The following is a 20,746-nucleotide window of genomic DNA, read 5'->3' on the forward strand; positions in this document are numbered from 1 at the left end:
TGTGACTGTCGAAATTCAATTCTCGATAAGGCATTAGGTGTCTCCTTTGTGGGTCATTGAAAACTCTAGGATACACCTTTTGTCTTTTACACACTTCTAAAGATATTACCTCGAACGCTGTTTCCGGGAAGTCAGACGGCGGTTGAAAGTGATGGGATACTTCCAGAGCTCAAGAAGCTATGATCGTATTATCTACGCCATCTTCAATTGCTTAACACCAAATGGCAGAAACCTAAAGGAAAGATCAAAACCATCAAACAGTTAATAAAGATAGCTGCATGAAGAATATGGATGCACTTTTTACACACAACTCTTGACACTGCTGTGGCTTTTGCTGCTCACAACGTCAATTCCCGTGGTTACCGCGAAACGACCTATACCTCTCCCCCACAAAGCAAAAGGGATGATCACACTTGAGTGTGTTCATCCCTTCGCCTTAAACTCTAGCGGTACGGGGAATCGAACCCCGGTTTGATGGCTGAGAACCACCCGTCCTAACCCCTGAACGATACCGCCAAAACTCAATACGCAAAGCTATAAAAGCAACGGGCGGAATATAGAGATTCTCGGCCCCTTGTCAATAGAATCAATAGCGTTGTTGTTCAATCAGTTACAGGCAGCACTCTCGTAATGTGAAGGAAACCAACCAATTAGCAGAGTACAGTTTTCGACAATAAGGGATCACTTTTTTTCTTGTCAGCAAGCGTCAACTTGTCGCACTACGCCTGTTTATGTCCACTAAGCTGTTGTCGTTTCTCATAGTTAGGAGTTCTCCGATCATGTGTAGGGGAGATCGGTAGAAAATTACAGGGATTTAAGTCAAACACGCCTTAAAGCCCTTCCTGCTGCGGAACAGGATGAGATTGACATATTGGAGTGGCGCTATCGTCGGTTGTCTTTTGTTGATTGCAATGAATCGTTACAACTATATTGGGAGGAAAAGCAATCGGGCTGCTTTGGCGTGTGACCGAACGGGCGGCCCATGGAATCCGAATGGAGGAGTGGATGGCGCGCAAAACAACGCCCTCGGCCAAGCAACCACGAGAACTCAAGGCCACCGATCTTGACTACAAGATAGACTTCAAGCCGCGAGGCGTCAAAACATCCGATGATATCTGTGCCTGTACGGGAGTGATTGGCCAGGAGCGGGCAGTCGCAGCGATGAAAACAGGGCTGGAGATCGACAGTCCGGGGTACAATATGTTCATCGCAGGAGCTGGCGGAACCGGTCGGGTGGCGGCTGTGAAACAGGTTCTTCAAGACGCCAAATCCAAACGGCCGAACCTATCGGATGTGTGCTATGTCAACAACTTCAAGAACGACGATTGCCCGATCATTCTGACTTTCAAAGCGGGTGATGGAGTACGTTTTAAAAAGGACATGGCGTATTTGGTAAATTCCATGCGTAAGGCGGTGCCAAAGATATTCATGTCTGAGGATTACAAAGATCGACAGAATCGTGTCGTGCGAGAGTTTGAGGGGCGCCAGAAGAAACTCATTCATGGTTTTGAAGAAAGACTTAGCGGAGCCGGATTTGTGATGGTCCAGCTTCAGGCCAGTATGGGGATTCGCAACGAGATTCAACCTTTGATTGATGATGAACCGGTATCGCTGGAGAAGCTGGAACAATTGGAACGAGACGGGAAATTCTCACTATCCCGGCTCGATGAATTGCGACGTACATGGGACAGTCTCCGCAGGGAGTTTGATGCTACCACTGTTGAATCAAAAAAGCTGACCAACAAAATGGAAGATGCCCTGGAGAAACTGAGCCTCTCGATAGTATCCCCTTTGGTTTCCGATAAGATCAGCTTGATCAAGAAACGTTTCCCTGATGAGAAAGTGGTTTCGTATCTCGAGGAGGCGGAGGAAGCAATGTTGAGCGATCTGGATCGCTTCCGGGAAGCTCAGCCCAGGCGCGGCGAAGAGGAACCACCACCATATCGAAAACGGGAACCATTCGAAGAATTTTCGGTCAACCTCATTCTGGATAATTCATCGACCGAGACAATCCCGGTCATAATTGAGAAATCCCCATCATACAAAAATTTGTTTGGTTCACTTGAACGCGTGGTCGATCGTTTTGGTTACTGGCGGACAGATTTCACGCGCATCTTTGCCGGTTCACTCCTCAAGGCCGCGGGCGGATATCTTGTCCTTGATGCGATGGACGTGATGACCGAGCCGGGCGTGTGGATGCATCTGAAACGAGCCCTACGCAACCAGGAAATCGAAATCACTGGATTTGATCCGTTCTATATGATGGCCGGTTCTGGTATTAAGCCGGAACCGATCCCGTTCAATGTCAAAGTGATCCTGATCGGAGAGGCACGAACATATCACTTGCTCTGGCGGCTCGATGATGATTTTAAAAAAATCTTCAAAATCAAGGCCGAGTTTGATACCAATGTCAAGAGCGACAACAAGCGACTACGAACTCATTATGAATTCGTGCGTCGGATAGTAGAACAAGAGCAACTGCCCACCTTTGATCTGAGCGGTATGCAGGCTGTGGCCGAGTATGGGATGCGGTTGGCTGGTCGCCGCGGAAAACTAACAACCCGATTCAGTTTGATCGCGGATATTATCCGAGAGAGTTCCTTTTGTGCTCGGACGCGAAGGGGGCGGCAAGTACAACGCAAAGATGTCTACCGCGCTATGGAGCTGAAGCGGTCGCGCGTTAATCTGGTTGAGGACAAGATTCAGGAGATGATCGATACCGACACTCTGATAATCTCATCATCAGGGACAGCCGTCGGTCAGATCAACGGACTGTCAGTATACAGCATGGGCGAGTACTCTTTTGGACGGCCGACCCGCATCACGGTCAGCACTTCAATGGGTCGAGCGGGTGTTATCAATATTGAGCGTGAATCCGATCTCTCCGGTCCCACACACAACAAAGGCGTATTGATTCTCAGCGGCTATCTGCGGGGTATATTTGCTCAGGACAAACCACTGCAAATGACGGCGTCAATTTCATTCGAGCAATCATATGGCGGCGTTGATGGCGATTCAGCTTCTTCGACTGAGATCTATGCTATAATCTCATCCCTCAGCGGTATTCCACTGAAACAGAGCATTGCAGTAACCGGATCGGTAAATCAAAAGGGAATTATCCAGCCTATCGGTGGCGTGAACGAAAAGGTCGAGGGGTTCTATGACGTTTGTCGAAGTAGGCGTCTGTCCGGTAACCAGGGTGTGATGATCCCGTACCAAAATGTTACTGATTTACTATTGCGACCGGATGTCATCGACGCTGTAAAGACAGGCAAGTTCCATATATATCCCGTCAAGACGATTAGCGAAGGTATTGAAGTTCTTACCGGCCGAATTGCTGGACGACGACTCAAGAACGGCAAGTTCACTTTGGGATCGGTTTTTGCCGCAGTGGACGAACGGCTTCAGGAGATGGCAATTACGTTGCAAAACTTTGGTCGTAAAGATAATGACAACGAAGATAATAAAAGGAAAGGTAGAAAGAACAGTCATTCATCGAGCAAGAGATGTTAACGAATTGTGATTGTTCTATGTGAGGTTCCAAGGTGACGTCGGTGATGGTGTCGCGTTTCTGCTCAATTGATCGTGTGCGATTGATGTTCTAATTGGAATCCATGTTGCCTTTTTTCTTGACACGTTACAATAAAAGTTCTTTTGTAACTGTTGACCATTAACTCTTAAGGGAGAAGCTAAATGCGCAAAGCTAAGAAAGCAACCCCCAAGAAGAAGAAGCCAGCTGCCAAGAAGAAAGCTGCACCGAAGAGAAAGGTCAAGGCCAAGAAGAAAGTGGTCAAGGCCAAGAAGATCCGCTGTGCTGCAAAGACTGCAGCTGGCCGTCGGTGTAAGCGCTTCACTAATGGGAAGAGTAAATTCTGCTCTGCCCATAAGAGAAGGTAGCTTGGCGACAGTTTGTTCTGAAGAACGCGGTCATTGACGACCGCGTTCTTTTTTTGTTTTATCAACTCTCTGTATAATAAACCATCCCTAACAAGCTCGAAAGTCAGGTTGCTTGTCAACCTGATCACTACTACACGAGTTGACTAGAAGTCTGCACCAAACGAGAAGTAGTAGGTTGGCTTGTCGGAAACGTTCTGGAAATCGGTGGACCAGGCCAGGTCATAACGCAGGAGAATGAACCCCATATTGGCTCGCATGCCAAAGCCAAAACCGCTTTTCATATCTACCAGCCGGTTACCATCATGGCGGGTGCCAAACTTGAAATTGTTATCGGTCCAGGCGGCACCAAGGTCGGCAAAGATTGCGCCGCCGACATTGGCGATGACCAGCGATAGTGGAAAGCGCATCACAAAGTATTCGATCATAGGGAACCTGAACTCGAAATTGGCCAGGACGAATCGGTTACCGGCCAATTCGTAGTAGGGCACGCCGCGAAGGGGAGTGACGACATCGGCGAAGTACAGATTCTCGACATCGTAAACGTTGGCATCAAGTGTCCGATTGCCGATCCAGTTGGTGGTGCCACCGAGAAAATACTGTTTGGGAGTTCTTCCAAACGAGGCTCCACCGGCCAGACGGAACGCCATTGAGAAGGTTTTGCCAAGATGTCGGTATTTGCGATAATCAAGTTCGACTGATTGGAAATCGATGTCCCTGGAGTCGAAGAGATTGATCCCGCCCTGGATCGAAAGCTTTGCCCTGCGTCCGTTGAGCGGACCGGTCAAACCCCAGATGATATTGTCGGTAACATAGGCAAACTCGCCGGTAGTTACTTTGGTGCTGCGATCCTCGCGGTAGTCGTAGCGGTCGTGATATTCTCGATCAATGAAGTATTGCGAAACAACAAATTGCAGGCGACTGAAGGTGGAGAATGGACGCCCGGCGAATGCCGTTAGCCCATAGAAGCGATCAGAGAATAGAAAGTCGGTATTGTCGATATAGTAGTTTTTCGAGTGAAAGAACCCCGCCCCTACATTAGTTCGATGGCGATTGTAGAAATAGAATGCCTGTATATATGACTGATCAATAGTGTTCACGAGATCGGTGGCAATCTGGATCTGATGATTGCCCAGATAATCGGAAAAAACAAACTGTGTCTGACCGCGAAGACCAAAAAACGTGTCATAAGCGAATCCACCTCCAATGTAATCGGGGGTGAATTTCGTTTTGTATTTCCTGATCGTATAGTCACCCGAAGCCAGAGGGGGCGGTACAGAGTCAAACAAAGCCGGTTCAGTCAGGCCGACAGTAAAACGACCAGTCGTATCGTTGATGTTTATCATCACCGAATCGAGTGGATCAATATCGGCCGGTGCTACGTAAACATATTCACCGTCGTGGATACCGGTTTCAGTTACAGTTGATCCGTCGGCAGTGGTGTCCACCTCGGCAGTCGATGTATCCAAGTTCGAATCGACAAGACTCGAATCATGCTGAGTCCATGTAGTAGAATCGGGTGTGTAGGTCTGGTAGTCGTTATCCCAATCAATGGCGTCCTCCGATTGGGATGAAGTATCATTCGTATTGTGACGAGTAACCAGGGTTTTGTTTCCCCGATGAGGTTTGAGCAGATCATACTTACCCAGTATGAAATCAGTCGGTGACAGAACACCACCTTCACCAGCCGGAATAAGGTCTTTAAGGATAAAGATATCGAAGGCACCTTGAAAGAACGCACTGAAAGCAATCTGTTTGCTGTCGGGAGACCATGAAAGCGATTTCACTCCGGAGATGATATCAGTCACAGCAAATTGTTGGGTGCTGTCGAGTAGGGCTACATAGAGATTGTCAATTCCATTGCGATTGGAAATGTAAGCTACTTTACTACCGTCGGGTGAAACGGCCGGGGCTTTGTTTTGGCCCGGGCCAACACCAAGTTCGGAAATGGTAAGATCCAGGAGATCTATGCGAAACAAATTATAGTATCCATATTCGAAGTCGCCGGGCATGAACGCGCCAGAGTCAACATAGAGATGCTTTTCGAGATCAATGGTTGGGCTTTGCTGGTGGGGACGGTCAGAGCAGAATATGAGTTGGTTACCTTCCGGTAGCCAGGAAGCCTCGACATCATCATATCTATCATTGGTCAGGCGTTTGACCTGGTCAGATTCGAGATCATACAAAAACAAGTCACGTTTGTAGCCTTCCAGAGCTGAGAAAGCAATTTTCTTACCGTCGGGTGACCAGGCTGGTGAGATGATGTTGTGGTATCCGGTACGTTTTTTATGAGTAACTTTCCCCTGCGACAAATCATACAGAAAGATGGACTCTTTACCTCCGGACTTGGCCGCAAAAGCTATCTGTCTACCGTCAGGCGACCATGACATACCCGAGACGTAGGAGTGTAGTGATTCCAGGTCTCCGGAGCGTTGCGCCTCGACCAACCGATCAACCACTTTGCCGTCGGCCGCAGATATTAGAACGATCTCAGTATAGTCGGACTTGTCGGTGAAGATCGCGATACGATCCCCTTCGGGTGAGAAGGCTGGTTTTTCGTTGAAGTAAGAGCCATCTTTCCTGGCGTGGGTAAGCTGTTTAGAGATTTCGTCGGGATCTTTTCGTATGGCTATTTCGGGCCAATAGCGGCGCTTCATTTCCTTGCTGAACTCTTGCCAGAATTTCTCCTCGTCAATACCGATGGTTTCCTTGAGGGTACGGTTCATGGTCAGGTGTATTTTGCCGTTGCGAAAGATCTCCCCCAGTTTCTCTTCGCCATACTTGTCGGCGATGTATTTAATCATCGCCTGCCCTTCCTTGTATGCCAGGTAACCTCCAAGCGCCCAGGGTGGAGCCAGGTAGCCATTGACGCAAGCATCCCGCACGACCATGTCGGACCAGTAGTCCCAGCCGTGACGAGAGGAATACTCCGCATAGCCTTCAGCGAGCCAAAGAGGCATGCTGAAAAACCGCTGACGAGAGATCAACGAAGAGAGGGCATTGCCGTAGAGCATGTCGAAAGTGACAGCATGGGTCAGTTCATGATGGAGAACGTGTCGAAAATCCTCGTAGGAACCGGAGAAGGGAATGACGATACGGTTCTTGAACATTTCCGTGAAACCGCCGGTTCCCTCGGAAATGAGCGACGAAATGATATTGGTCTGCTGGAAATCATTATGCGAATTGTAGATGAAGACCGGAATCCGACGTTGAACAAGATAGTTGAGTTCCCCGGAGATTTCGACATACGATGATTCCATCACAGCGGCCGCAAATTTTGCCGCCGGGTAGGCATCTTCATAGAAATGCATATCGAAGTGTCGGGTCTGAAGGTAGCTCCAATCGAATTGTTTGTAGCGAACCTTGTTTTTACCAAACCTTACTTCCTGGGCGGAGAGAAAGCTTGGGCACACGATGGAAACTATCAATAGAGCCAGGATCGATTTCTTCATTCCAACAAATCCTCTAAACAATAATACTTCTCATAATGGTCTGCCAGACCATCAATTATATCATGCCCCCCGGCCGTAATCTACCGAAGCGTTTACTACGCTCCTATTCTCCTGATATCGGCTCCAAGGGACGACAACTTTTCCTCCAGTCGATGATAACCTCGGTCAATATGATACACTCGCAACACCTCCGACTGGCCCCGGGCGGCCAGACAAGCCAGCACGATGCCAGCCCCGGCTCTGATATCAGACGCCATAACCTCAGCGCCGTGTAATTCTTTAACACCGGTGATGACTGCTTCGTTGCTCGAAATGGCAATTTTTGCGCCTAAGCGCCGCATCTCCATAGTGTGGGAGAACCGGTCTTCGAAAACGGTCTCCGTTACATGCGATGTTTCTGTGGCGACACAACCGGCAGCCATAATACAGGCCTGAAGATCGGTCGGAAAGCCGGGGTAGGGAAAGGTCGTAACCGCCACCGGCTTAAGGCGACGCGGAGCTTTCAAAGTCACGCTCTTGGCGGTCTGATCTACCCGGCACCCCATCTCCTGTAATTTGTGGAGCACGACCGTCAATGTATCCGATGCGCAGCCGGTGATTTTGATGTTACCACCGGTAATTGCGCCAGCCATGAGATAAGTCCCGGCCACGAGTCGGTCACCCGATACGGTGTATTCTACCGGCTTCAGGCGTCGCACCGGATCGATGACTATTGTCGGTGTACCGGCTCCATGAATACGCGCCCCGGCCTGGTTGAGAAAATTGGCGACATCGACCACTTCTGGATCGCAGGCGGCGTTGACAAGCGTAGTCCGTCCTTTGGCCATAACCGCCCCGTAGAGGAGGTTCTCCGTGCCGGTGTGTGAAGGTCGGTCAAAACAGATGACTCCGCCTTTCAACGGTTTACCTTTGGCCACAACATAGCCGCTGCGTTCGCTTACTTTGGCTCCCAGAGCGCGAAAGCCGGCCACGTGAAAATTGACCGGACGTGCCCCCAAAACACAACCGCCCGGCAATGAGACGCGAGCTTCGCCAAGACGGGCCAGGATCGGTCCCAATGCAAGGAAAGAGGCTCGCATCTGCCGCATCAGTTCATACGGAGCCGTATTCTGATTGAGCCCACCGGCTTTGACTGTCATTACGCAACGACGCGCATCGTAGGTTACTTTTGCTCCCAGATACTCCATTACTCTGATGGCGGTATGGACGTCCCGCAACGGGGGAACATTCTTGATAACACTCTCGCCCTTGTCGATAAGGAGCGCTCCGAAGATAATTGGCAGGGCGGCGTTTTTGGAGCCGTCGATTTTGACCCGACCCTTAAGGCGGTGACCACCGTTGATTACGAATTTGTCCATTGCATTCCCGGATGTTTCGGTTCACTTTCGGGCGTCGAGCGCCCGGTTATTATACACTCGCCGGAAGCGGCGGGTCGGTTTCGAATAAGCGTAAGATTGGCCAGAGGATAAAGCTTTAACTGGAGAATGAAGATCGGTCGATAGCCCACGGTCAGAAAATCGACCCTACATCGCTAAGTTTGGTTACCTCCCCCTCGCTATCGGTAGCATCAAAGCTCTCACGTACGCGATTGAATAAATCCATCGCCTCACTGTGACAGAAATCAGGATTTGTCCAGGGAAGCCGCATGAACTGCCCTTGAGAGTGAATCAATTCTATTTGGCCAAACACGCCGTTGCCGAGGTACAGCCGGTGGTTGTATTCCCGGTGTGAGGCCATCACCAATTTGTCGGGAGTAAGAATGCCAGGGTCGATATTGACCGTACGAAAATGGAAATCACGAACACAATCGGAGAACATCGGCTCGATCTTGTGGCAGTTGGCCTTGATCTCCGGGAGCGAGTCGACCGGTACTGGTTGCTCGAAAGAGAATATACGACGCTGGAGATTATCCCCCATTTCTTCACGGTATCGATCCTGAGTGCTGCACGGAATTTCAATCGTCTCACACTCCACACGGGAGAATTTGCGTTCGATCACACGCAACGAGTCAGCCAGCGCATCAAGCGAGGAATAGATAATCGAGACGACCAGCCGACCGGGTGGAGGTTTCTGTATTCGTGCCACAGCCTAAGGCTGTCTCTTGGGAAACTCAAAATCAACAAAAACTGGGGGGATGATGCCGGCGCGCGACTCGGTTCACTCGTCGCTGTCGAAGTCGGTCTCGTCGATGGCCTTCTTTAGGACATTGTAATAATCGCTCTTCATTTCACGGAGAATCTGTAGTTCCGAACGGGCAGCGGCCTCGTCTTTCATTTCGGCGTGAGTTAATCCCTTTGAGCACCGAGCCTGAGGGAAGTAAGGATCCAACATGAGAGCCTTGGAACTGGCGTTCAACGCAAGTTGCCATAGTTTCTGTTTGCGGTACGCTGCTGCGAGGTTACAATGAGCTTCCTTGTAGTCCGGCTTGATTTCAGTCGCCTGCCAGTACGCCTCTGAGGCCTTGGCATGTTGCTTGAGTCCAGTATATGCACGACCCAGCGAGAAGTAGATATCCGCTGATTCGGTTTCTAGCAAATCAAGGCCTTGCTGATAGAATGTCACCGACTCCTCAAACTGCTCCAATCCGAGAAAGGACTCAGCTTTGATGAGAATCCCAGTGACATCGGCGGAATCGATGGCCAGAACTACTTCGGCCGCGGCGATGGCTGCCTCGAAATCGCTCTTGTACCAGTAAGCCAGGGCGATCACTCTTTCAGTCCCAGGCACCTCAGGATCTATTTTTCTCGCAAGACCACATTGCTCGATGACTCCGTCGGCTAATTGCGGCGACACGATATGAAATGCACGGACAACCAGGGCTTCGGCCGAGCCGGGGTCGAAAACGGCGGCCAATTGGGCGCTGGCCGATTTGCTAAATCTACTCCACGAGTTTGATAGATGGGACAATTTGGCCGAGGCGAGATGGGCTTTGGCGAAGTCCTGGTCGTAGCGGAGGGCGTTCTCATAGGCTGCGTTGGCTAGGGCGGGGCTCTGAAAGATTTCATCGCAAGTGCCCTTATAGAACCAGCCCGGACCGAATGAAGGCTCAGCCAGTGCTAGTTCATTGAACAGTCGACGAGCGATGTCCAATCTCCCTTCCCAGAGGTGATTGAGTCCGAGCACATACAACGAATCAGATCGTTTGGACAATAGGTCTACATTCTTCTTCTTCCAGTCGTCTATCAGGTCGCTCTCTCTGGAGCCGATGTGGAAGTTGTAATTTACCCGCGCCCGATGAAGCACAGTCAACTGACCCGCCGGAATAACATAGGCTACGTCCGCTCCTGGCAGAGCCTGTCGACCTCTCCAGCCAATCAGTTTTCCCCGTCCTGAGAGGACGAGCTGCAATTCATCACTAGGGGGCGCACTCGTAGCTACAAAAAAGAGACGCCCAAAACCGGGTATTCGACGATCGTCCGTTACAATTCCTTCCCAGCACGACCAGGAAGTATCGGCAGACAATTGAACCAGAAGAACCGTATCGGTTATCTCAGGAATCGCAGTTTCCAGACCGCTGAACTTCTTCTTCTTGGAAGGAACACATATACGAGCAAGATTGTGATCCTCGCTGTCACTATGTATACCCTTGTTCTTGTATTTTTTGCCGGACATGCTCTTGATGTTTATCTTGGAGCACCCCAGTAGGAGATCGCGTCGTACTACAGGATGAGGGACAGTATCAACTACAAACCCCAGCGTGTAAACAGTCCCTATTTTCTTATCCTTGAGTTCTACCCGATAGACAGACTTCTCCAACCCCTCTATCAACCGGGCACAGATGTCACCGTCGTCGTCCACCGTCTCATAGCCCAGTGCTGTTACCGCGAGTATCAAGAGACATATCAAAGTTGGGAACAATAGTGTTCTTCGAGGGAGGGTCGAGTTCAGATTAGTCATGGTCTATATGCCATTCCTCTCGCAGGCGTTGCTGTAATTGAAACTATGGTCAATATAGACAGCGTTGGTTGAGATGGCAAGGAACGTGGACATGTTATCGATTACACGTCGCGTGTCAGCTACTTCTCAGCCTTGATCTTCTGGAGGGCGTCGATGACTTCGTCGAGCTGGTCGCGGCGGAAGGTCACGCCTTTTTTGGTCGGGAGCCATTCGTCCTCTTTGGACTGAAAGTAAATCCTGAGTGACACCAACTCGTGGCCTTTGAACTCACTACCCTCGATGAAAATTCGTTCTGTCGGTGTTCTTTCCAATTCGTAGCGCATGATAAAACCTCCATAATGTAATCATTGTTGTCGTCATCATTATCAAGCTCGATGTCTCCGGCTTCGTGTAACTACAGTGCGCCTGCCGATACATGATGGCGGAACCGCAAAAGGATTCCGCCCTACTACTACTCAGCTAAAGCCTCAAGTGCTTCCGCTGCTGCTTTCAACATCGGCTCGGTTGTGATCGGATTTCCTACCGCCATTTGCATCCACATATCAGGTGTCAGCGATCCCTGGGTGCACATACGCTCCATCTCGGTCGCAAGGTCCTTGTCCTTCAAATACTCCTCGATCTGGAATTCTATAACTGATCCTATTGGGTAATCCGGTAAATACAGACCAGAGCTGATCATGTGCGAGTAGACAGCCAGCAACTCGATATCCTTGATACCAAATACAGGCGCGAAATACTCATTCCAGACATCTTTGGCAATCTGGATAATTGCTTCTTTCAGCTCTATCGGAGTGGCCTGTGGATTGGCGTACATCCAGCGCCACACGCGCATATCAACAAGCGACACACCGCTGATCTCATAGGCCCCCCAGACATCATCCAGAACTTTCAACTGCTGCGCGTCTGGATTATCGTTTTCGATACCCAGTAGCCACAGATCACGCGACTGGAATACAAACGCAAACGCCTCCGTGAAGGCTGTGTTAGGCACGCCTCGTAGCTGGGTGTGATCGATACGGCATGTCGAAAACACTTGTTCAACATTATGCCCAAACTCGTGCATCGCGATATTGTAACCCTTGTAGTCCATTCCTGTCGGTGTCACGCGTGTGCGAAGCCGAGCTTTGCCGTTCTTATCGGGTGGACCAGCAGCGTGACCAATACCGCGTGAGGGATCAATGTCAATATGGTCATCCAGGAATTGCGCCGTCGCCTTGTCGAACCCTAGATTCTGAAGGATATTCGGTATGTCAGTCTCGAACGCCTCAACGGTTGGGTATTTCTCGCGGACAATCTGGTCAAGCTCATCCTGGCCAATAGCGGATCGCGCCTTGAAACCATCGTACCAAATATCGAACGGGCGCAAATCACGGCTGAGTCGCTTTTTTATCAACTTACCGATTTGAGGCATTACGTTCGAACCAAGGATTGATGTCAAAAGTTGCTCGACTTCTGTTTCTTTCATTTCCCGATTGCGTTCGAACCGTCGGTCAATCATCGTCGGCAGTTTGGGATTATAGGGATCAACAAGTTGCTGAGCTTTGAAGATATTCAATAGATGCTGATAACGCGTGTTTGGCTCAGGGTTGTTGGTAAGGTTGTCTGCTGCACCGTCGGGCTTCCAACCTTCGCGTGGGTCACCATCAACGATCGAAGAAATAAAAACTTCGCCCGTCGATGGTTTCCAATCAACGGCCGGATTATTTATCACGGCTTCCGGAATGTCCTGGCGGATGATATGATTCATAACATTATAAATCATTTCCTGGCGCACAAGGCCGTCATCTTCTCCATACTGTGCCTTGAGTTCATCGCGTAGGTTCCAATGTGTAACCAGCTTCTGACCTTCGGGGAAAAGACGCTCACCGTCTGGCGTGAGTAGATGATGCATCCAAATATTGTACTGACTGATGTAGTTACTGGCGGCTAGATAAGCCTCGCTGATTTTCTGAGAGGCTTCCGGTGGAACACGTGATGAAAAACTTTCGGCCAGTCTAGCCTCAGCCCATTGCTGACGAGTCCATGTCGGTCCCAATTCCTGGATTTCGGAGAGCGAATACTGAGGGTAGTTAAGCAACACGATAAAGGCAATCTTGTTGTTGAACATGTCCTCGCTCAGATGTGTATACGGAGAATATCGAGCCAGTTCGTAGTCGATAGGAAGCAATGGTCCGGTTTCGATATCGAGATTCCAGGAAAGATCGCGTCGTATTCTGCCCATATGACCATAGATTGACGCCAACGCGCTTTCCAGTCGATCCGTGGTTTTCTGGCGTTGGTCTTCATCAGCGATGAAATTGCGTTCGCAGAACGTGGCAAACCCATCGGCATTACCATCCTCTTCACGCCACAGATGTGCGGTTTGCCTTACTCCTCGTTCTAAACGAACCAGATCGACCTCGGTGTGTATAGCTTTCAACTTATTAATTGCAGTTGTGATCTGAGTCTCATTGATGTAATCAGTTGCGGCCATCGCGACTCCCATCCCCATAATCACCAGCAGAGTGGCTATCACTATAAAGATAAAGGGACACCATGTATTCTGGTCTATTCCCACCACAGCAATCCGTTTCTTCATCATATCCTCCTGGAGGAAGGTCTTTTCCGGTTATTAACACGAAGAACATTATTTGCAATATCCTGTTTTATCAGTGGTCGGGAAAAACGGCAGCCATTTTCCTTCGTCCGGTTTGGGCGAAAGCAAGCTGACCACAACCAAGCCAGCCAAAGACAGCGCGAGTGCCGGGTAGACTGTCGGAATATCCCACGGTGAGCCCATCACTTCCCACACAATGGTAACAACCATACCGGCGGCAATTGATGTAACGCCGCCAGCGGCTGTGGCTCGTTTCCAGAAAAACGCTGCCATCACAGCAGGAGTGATTCCGACCCCATACATTGTGTACGCATAGATGGCCATCTCCAGTATTCGTTCAAAGAAGCGAACCTGGGCAAAAGCGAAAATTCCAAGTATGACAACCACAATGCGAGAGTATAACACCATCCGTTTCTGTGGCAGATTGGGATTAATGAACCGTTGATAGATATCCCGCATGATATTGATTGACGGCACCAGCAGGAATGAATCGGCTGTAGATACAATCACAGCTACAATTGCCGCCAGGCACAAACATCCGGCTATGGCAGGCAGGCCGTGACGCACCAAATGAAGTATGATCATTTCGGATTCGATATCTGTATATAATGCACTCCCGATCACAGCCAGAACAATTATCAGAGTCTCGATAACAATTGTTCCGATAATCCAGCCGGTCACAGCCCGTTTGGCAGTGCCGGTATCTTTGGCGGAGAAGAAACGCTGGTACATACCCGACTCGCCAAGTAACAACAACATTGCGGGAAGAGAATAGCCAAACGCCTGCAACAATGTGAGTTCACCAAGTGGTTGTAAATGTGTCTCGGGCAATCTGGCTGCGATTTCGCTCCAGCCGCCAGCCTCGCCGAGAAGATAAGGAAAAGCAATCAGCAGTCCCACGCTCATGATGATACCGTTGACAACATCGGTGTATGCTACCGAAATCAGTCCCGCCAGAACGGTATACCCGATAACAAAGGCGGCGGTTATTATCATACCCTGGTCGACAGAGATGCCGGTAACCAGATTGAGAACCATACCACCGGCGCGGAACTGATAACTGACAATGGCAGTGTAGGCTACGATAGTCACAATTGTCCCCAGTACACGTGCCCATTTATTGTAGCGTAGTTCAAGTAAGTCGGGAACAGTATACTGAGCCAGTCCACGAGCTCTTCCGGCAATGAAGTATAGGACCAACAGGGCGACCCATACTCCGACACTGAACCACAGAGCCGGCAAGCCCCGATCATACGCCAGTCCTGCCCCCGCGATGATCGATCCCGATCCGATCCAGGTTGCAAGCAGTGTTCCAACCAACACCTTGGCGGACAGTCGTCGCCCGGCGACCATAAAATCATCCTGCGTTTTGACCTGCTTGCTTCGAAATGATCCCACACCGATTAAGACAGCCAGGTAGGCAATGATAACCCAGAAGTAGAGCATCGTATAATGTGAGTCATTGACCTCCTTTTGTCAATCGCTATGGTGGGTAGAAGATGACGTTTAATCTGGTCGTCAATCGCCGGGTCTGGTTTATTGTTTGGATGATCATTTATCAGAAATGGAAAGGTACGCTATGAAAACCGTTCTTTGTCTCGCATTATTTATTACGCTCATTTCTTCTGCAGTTACAGCCCAGACAGATTCGGATATTCTTGGTCGCATTCTGAATGAGGTGGGGTTCACCCGAGCAGATTTAGGTTATCAGCCGAAGGGTTATTGGAACAGGTTCCCCCTGGACGCTCCGCATCGCTTGACCTCGTTTGACGATCTTTTCGCCGAACCATTCAAACTGTACGACTATGCTATTGTGATGGGGAATGTCGTGGAGTTGTATCTTGATCCGGCCTATGCTGACAGTGTTGATGACGGTCTGTACAAGATGGTTTACAATCTGGGTGTGGATCGCAAGCTGGGTGGATTCCGGTCGTATTCGGCCAACCTTGTTCCTGCCCCGGATGGGCCAACGCCGTTGGTAACTGCAGTCGAGCGTCTTTATACTTTGGCAGGTCGTCAGGTCGAATACTATACTTTTGGCAGCCGTGTCGAATCACCTGACATAGAACAGGAGATAAGAGATAAGACGAAGTCTTTACCGGACACGGTCAAGACCATCCTGGCGGAACTGATTGTCAACCTGGCCGACGCGATAAGATGGCGCAATCTTGCTTTCCGTAACTGTGATCGCGATGATATGGAAAAGGCGTTCACTATCCGCGACCTCGCCGAAACCCAGGGGGACGGCATGGTGTATTATCCGGAGCTTGACGATATCGCCGCCACAATTGACCTGCCATCTTTGCATTATGCCGCACTCAAAGTTGCTGCCGCCGCCGAAAAAGCAGAACGCGCCCTCCTGCCACTGGCGAAGGACATCCCGCATGATTTTGATATGGTGTTGGAAACGCCTTTTGGCAGTATTGTTATTCTCTCGGCAAGCTACAGAACCGAATCGGTCCCGCCACCCAAATCACAGGCAAGCCTGAGAGCGTCAATTCCCGGTTGGTACGAATATGACGCGACCAATACGCTACTTGTGATTGATTTCGGACGTAACTCTATCTGGCAAGGTACCGGAGGTACAGTCTCTTCTCTCTTGAACCCGGTTTCGGTTTTGATCGACCTCGGTGGTGATGATTACTATGGTTACCAACGCAACAGCTACCCCCCAAATGCCGGAGTGGGTTTGCTCGGTGTGGGGCTGGTCATTGATTCGGAAGGTGATGACCACTACGCTGGTTCTGTGTATGCCCAGGGAGCTGGTCTTTTTGGGGTGGGCGTTCTTCTGGATCGAGCTGGAAACGATAACTATCGGGCCGATATGTCCGCGCAGGGATGTGGTTACTTTGGCATCGGGCTATGTCTCGACGGTACCGGCAAAGACGATTACTATCTCTATGCCGATGGCCAGGGAATGGGTGGCGTCGGGGGCGGAATCGGCGTTTGTGCCTCGTTTGATGGTGACGACAAATATACCGTCGAGCCATTCTCAGAAGTCTACAATCGCGGCGACTACCACAGCGGGTACAAAATCAACATTAACACTGCCCAGGGAGCCGGGTTCGGGCGTCGTGGCGACGGTTCCGATGGTCACGCCTGGGCGGGTGGTCTCGGAGCAATTATCGATATTCACGGCAATGACCACTATTATAGCGGTAATTGGACACTGGGGGTTGGCTACTGGTTTGGCACCGGCATGGTGCTTGACCGCAACGGCAATGACAAGTATGAATCATGCTATTTCACCCAGGGCTCAGGGGCGCATTTCTGCAATGGCATCCTCCTTGATGAGGACGGTGATGATACCCACGAGCTGTTTGAGACAGCCGGAGCAGCTCTTGGGTTCGGCTGGGACTACACCAACGCTTTTCTTATCAACAAGGGGGGCAATGACAGCTACCGGGCGAAGATGATCTCTATGGGTTTGGCGCAGATTCGATCTAATGCTTTCCTGATCGATATTGGTGGTGATGATAGCTACTCTCTGGGTGAAAACACACCTGGACTTGGTGAAGGAACCTTCCGCAAAGGTTATGACAAGCCGGGCCGACTCACTCCGTACTATAGTTATGCCAAATCGTTCGGCGGTTTCATCGACATCGGCGGTACGGACACCTATCAAGTGTTTACCGATTCTTCACAGGGAGATCATCCCCAGGCCAGAAACGGAGCCGTTTGGCTCCAACCTGCACGCGATGATTCGCTGTATGGGTACGACAACTATGGAGTCGGGATCGATATCGAAGAGGGCACAATACCGGAGTTTTTCAAGTGGGAATGAGTATGCCATCGCGTGCCATCATCTCCTTCTCTCCTGAAATCTCTTGACTTGATAGGCCGAGGGAATAAATTAGTAAGATGTCACAGAGTAAGCATCAAGAATTCTTTGACCAACTAGCTGCGGAATGGGATCTTATGTTCACCGCTATTGATCTGGAATTCCTTTCTCACATTGTAGATGGTCTTTCGGTTGAGGAGGGAATGGATATCCTTGATCTCGGGTGCAGCACCGGAATCCTTTTTGATATGCTCCGACGGAAAACAGGGAAATCCGGTTCTGTAACCGGGGTTGACTTCTCGTTTGAGATGGCCCGGAAAGCGCACCGCAATTTTCCTTTTCCAAATGTGAATGTCGTTGGCGCCGATGCACACAATCTCCCGTTTGCCGATTCTACCTTTGACATGGCGGTAGCCTTTTCGGCCTTTCCACATTTTGCCGACCAGCGAAGGACTCTTGAGGAAACCCACCGGGTGCTAAAAAACAATAGTCACTTTTGCATAATACACTTGGCTTCATCCAAGGAAATCTCGGAAGCGCATCATCGCAAAGGTGGGGTTCTCGAAAACGATGATTTCCCTCCGGCCGATAAACTGCGCGAGATGTTCCACAACAGCCAGTTTACTAACGTGACCATCGAAGATCACCCCGGCTTGTTCTTCGTCTGCTCTACTAATCTCAAGTAGTCGGATTATGGCACCTGTCGCACGTACCCGGATCATTTCCCATAGCGCTCTGTTCCTGGCCATAGCTGTTCTTTTACCGGTAGGGTTTCACACCTTTGGTTTGGCCGGACGAATATTTCTCCCGATGCACATTCCCGTTTTACTGGCAGGATTTCTGGCCGGACCGTGGAGCGGTCTCGTGGTGGGACTGTTGGCCCCAACCCTGTCGTATCTGTTAACCGGTATGCCACCAACCTACGCCGTGCCATTGATGTCTATGGAACTGGCGATCTACGGTTTCGTGGCCGGGATTACCTATAATCGTCTCCGACTCAACATCTATATTGCACTCATCTTAGCCATGCTTCTGGGTAGGCTGATGTTTGCGGTTGGCCTTATCGGGTTGGGACTATTCATGGAGCTGCCGTATACTGCCGCCCAGTTCATCGCCGGTGGCGGTGCACTCTGGTCCGGTCTACCGGGAATAATGATACAGCTGGTTCTGGTTCCTGTCGTTGTGGCAGCAGTCAACCGCGGTCGGCATTCTGAGTAGACTCCCCGGGGTCAGTGATTTGTTACCGTAACTTCCCCGCATGTGATTGCCATCGTCTCGCCATCCTTCTCAACCAGAAGAGCCCCATCGGGACCAATACCAACCGCTTTCCCCTCAATAGTGCGGTTGCCGGATACAAGCGTCACCTGCCGACCATTGAGATACGAATAACGGCGCAATCGGTCAATACAGCCGGTAAGCCCATCTGTGCAGAAAGATTCGTATTCTGTTTCAAACTTCTGGAGAAATGTTCGCACCAACTCGATCCGGTTGATTTCCCTACCGCAGGCAATAGACACTGAAGTAGCCAGATGACTAATCTCAGTGGGGAAATCTGAGTCGGTCTGGTTAATGTTGATTCCCATTCCAACCACAAGATGGTGAATGTTATCCGATTCGGCGGACAGTTCGGTCAGGATACCGGCAACTTTTTTACCGTTGATATAGACATCGTTGGGCCATTTAATCTGTACCGCGCCGGGACAATATGATTGCAGGCATTCGATCAGTGCCAACCCGGTCAGAAGCGAAACACCGGGGGCCCGGTCGGGCGTGAATGGAGGGCGCAGGAGGATAGACAGGTAAGCTCCCGATGACGGTGCCGAATACCAGTGGCGCCCCAGTCGTCCGCGCCCTTTGGTCTGTTCCTCGGCGATAATCACGGTGCCATTGTCGGCTCCTTCGTTTGCCCGTTCAGCTGCCAAGTCGTTGGTTGAGCCAACCCGGCGATAGGCCAGAATGCGATTCCCGATGGAATTGGTGTTCAACCCATAACTGATTTCCGTCTCAGTTAGAACGTCAGGGATGGCCATAAGACAGGCATCGGTGGTAGTTATATTAAACTCATAACCCCATTCCCCTAACCGCGCCAATCCCCCATTGATTTCCAACAAAGAGACCATACACTTGGCTGCCAATTCGCCCAGAGGTACTATGCTACCCTGCGGCTCACGCAGGAGGAGAAGAATATCTTCTGCGAGTTTGTCCACCGCTGTCTGGTTCATACAATGGTTACTCTACCATCCGCATACTCAGGTCAACGGCCGGTGCAGAGTGCGTCAGGGTACCAATGGAAACATAGTCCACGCCGGTGGCGGCGATCTCGGCCACGTTGTCGAGTGTGATGTTACCCGACGCCTCCAGAGAGATGTCCTTGTCGAGAGTTCTTGCTCTTTTCACCATTGCTCGAAGCTGGTCGGGAGTCTGGTTATCCAGTAGTAATCGCTTTACGCTGACAGCGATCGCTTCTTCCAGCTGAGCCGTCGATGATACTTCGACTTCAATTTCAACTTGTTGTCCGTCTCGGCCGAAACGAACGCCGAAATCCGGCGCAGCCAGAAATTCACGCGTGCGGACGACAGCTTTTTCAATGGAGCCAGCGGCAGTAATATGGTTGTCTTTGATTAGAACCATATCGTACAAGCCGTGTCGATGGTTGGTTCCTCCGCCATGGGCTACAGCTTCTTTTTCAAGAAACCTCCACCCCGGAGTTGTCTTGCGTGTGTCAAGAATCCGGCACTCCGTGCCACTAACAGCTTCTACGAATCGAGCCGTCAAAGTAGCCACACCGCTGAGATGTGCTAGAAAATTGAGTGCCACCCGTTCCGATACCAGCAATGTCTGATTGAAACCGTCGATTTCAATGATGGTATCCCCGACTTTGAACGAATCGCCATCATTAATAAGCGGGCGTACTTTGTTGGCCGAGTCTACCGCCTCAAAAGCAAGCAACGCCGGTTTCAACCCGGACAGAACCCCTGTCGATTTGGCAATTATAACTGCTTTGGTTTGTTCTGGAACGAGACACGCCTGGGAAGTAATATCACCGGGTCCAATATCTTCCACAAGAGCGGCTCTGACCAGATTTCGTACTGATTGACCGAAATCTATCATAGAATTAAGACAATG

General features: G+C 50.3%; 14 protein-coding genes and 1 tRNA gene. 5 read left to right on the plus strand and 10 right to left on the minus strand.

Annotated elements, in window-relative coordinates; genetic code table 11:
* Window positions 1-444: 444 nt before the first annotated feature.
* A tRNA-Glu gene (locus KOO62_07280) sits at window positions 445-516 on the minus strand.
* A gap of 489 nt (window positions 517-1,005) precedes the next feature.
* Between KOO62_07280 and KOO62_07285 the strand changes: the two genes are divergently transcribed.
* Window positions 1,006-3,513, plus strand: a complete 2,508-nt coding sequence (locus tag KOO62_07285; GenBank protein ID MBU8933794.1) for an AAA family ATPase — start codon at window positions 1,006-1,008, stop codon at window positions 3,511-3,513.
* A gap of 180 nt (window positions 3,514-3,693) precedes the next feature.
* Window positions 3,694-3,897, plus strand: a complete 204-nt coding sequence (locus KOO62_07290; GenBank protein ID MBU8933795.1) for a hypothetical protein — start codon at window positions 3,694-3,696, stop codon at window positions 3,895-3,897.
* A 143-nt stretch (window positions 3,898-4,040) separates the two neighbouring features.
* Here KOO62_07290 and KOO62_07295 read toward each other — a convergent pair whose 3' ends face one another.
* The 7 genes from KOO62_07295 to KOO62_07325 all read right to left on the minus strand — a co-directional run bounded on the left by KOO62_07295 (window position 4,041) and on the right by KOO62_07325 (window position 15,285).
* Window positions 4,041-7,346: a DPP IV N-terminal domain-containing protein gene (locus KOO62_07295; GenBank protein ID MBU8933796.1), complete on the minus strand. Its 3,306-nt coding sequence runs from the start codon at window positions 7,344-7,346 to the stop codon at window positions 4,041-4,043.
* A 95-nt stretch (window positions 7,347-7,441) separates the two neighbouring features.
* The gene (gene murA, locus KOO62_07300) at window positions 7,442-8,704 is read right to left on the minus strand and encodes a UDP-N-acetylglucosamine 1-carboxyvinyltransferase (GenBank protein ID MBU8933797.1); all 1,263 of its coding nucleotides are present in this window, start codon (window positions 8,702-8,704) and stop codon (window positions 7,442-7,444) included.
* Between the two features lie 151 nt (window positions 8,705-8,855).
* On the minus strand, window positions 8,856-9,431 hold the full coding sequence (locus tag KOO62_07305) for a DUF4416 family protein (protein MBU8933798.1): 576 nt from the start codon (window positions 9,429-9,431) through the stop codon (window positions 8,856-8,858).
* 72 nt (window positions 9,432-9,503) lie between these two features.
* The gene (locus KOO62_07310; protein MBU8933799.1) at window positions 9,504-11,243 is read right to left on the minus strand and encodes a tetratricopeptide repeat protein; all 1,740 of its coding nucleotides are present in this window, start codon (window positions 11,241-11,243) and stop codon (window positions 9,504-9,506) included.
* 119 nt (window positions 11,244-11,362) lie between these two features.
* Window positions 11,363-11,566: a transcriptional coactivator p15/PC4 family protein gene (locus KOO62_07315; protein MBU8933800.1), complete on the minus strand. Its 204-nt coding sequence runs from the start codon at window positions 11,564-11,566 to the stop codon at window positions 11,363-11,365.
* Between the two features lie 128 nt (window positions 11,567-11,694).
* Complete coding sequence (locus KOO62_07320; GenBank protein MBU8933801.1) at window positions 11,695-13,824, minus strand: hypothetical protein; 2,130 nt, start codon at window positions 13,822-13,824, stop codon at window positions 11,695-11,697.
* Window positions 13,825-13,869: 45 nt separating this feature from the next.
* Window positions 13,870-15,285, minus strand: coding sequence for a sodium:solute symporter family protein (locus KOO62_07325; protein MBU8933802.1), 1,416 nt, complete (start codon window positions 15,283-15,285; stop codon window positions 13,870-13,872).
* Between the two features lie 133 nt (window positions 15,286-15,418).
* Here KOO62_07325 and KOO62_07330 point away from each other — a divergent pair, with 133 nt between their 5' ends.
* The 3 genes from KOO62_07330 to KOO62_07340 all read left to right on the plus strand — a co-directional run bounded on the left by KOO62_07330 (window position 15,419) and on the right by KOO62_07340 (window position 18,838).
* Window positions 15,419-17,623 carry a hypothetical protein gene (locus tag KOO62_07330; protein ID MBU8933803.1) on the plus strand — a complete coding sequence of 735 codons (2,205 nt, stop codon included), beginning with the start codon at window positions 15,419-15,421 and terminating at the stop codon, window positions 17,621-17,623.
* A gap of 77 nt (window positions 17,624-17,700) precedes the next feature.
* Complete coding sequence (locus tag KOO62_07335; protein MBU8933804.1) at window positions 17,701-18,306, plus strand: class I SAM-dependent methyltransferase; 606 nt, start codon at window positions 17,701-17,703, stop codon at window positions 18,304-18,306.
* Window positions 18,307-18,313: 7 nt separating this feature from the next.
* On the plus strand, window positions 18,314-18,838 hold the full coding sequence (locus KOO62_07340; GenBank protein MBU8933805.1) for an ECF transporter S component: 525 nt from the start codon (window positions 18,314-18,316) through the stop codon (window positions 18,836-18,838).
* 11 nt (window positions 18,839-18,849) lie between these two features.
* On the opposite strand, the gene KOO62_07345 is transcribed toward KOO62_07340, so the two are convergent.
* Together KOO62_07345 and nadC are read right to left on the minus strand one after the other, a co-directional pair.
* Entirely contained in the window at window positions 18,850-19,842 is a 993-nt protein-coding gene (locus KOO62_07345) for a biotin--[acetyl-CoA-carboxylase] ligase (GenBank protein ID MBU8933806.1), read from the minus strand.
* A 7-nt stretch (window positions 19,843-19,849) separates the two neighbouring features.
* Window positions 19,850-20,731: a carboxylating nicotinate-nucleotide diphosphorylase gene (gene nadC / locus KOO62_07350; GenBank protein ID MBU8933807.1), complete on the minus strand. Its 882-nt coding sequence runs from the start codon at window positions 20,729-20,731 to the stop codon at window positions 19,850-19,852.
* Between the last annotated feature and the right edge of the window lie 15 nt (window positions 20,732-20,746).

Source organism: Candidatus Zixiibacteriota bacterium (assembly GCA_019038695.1).
Taxonomy (GTDB): Bacteria; Zixibacteria; MSB-5A5; order GN15; family FEB-12; genus B120-G9.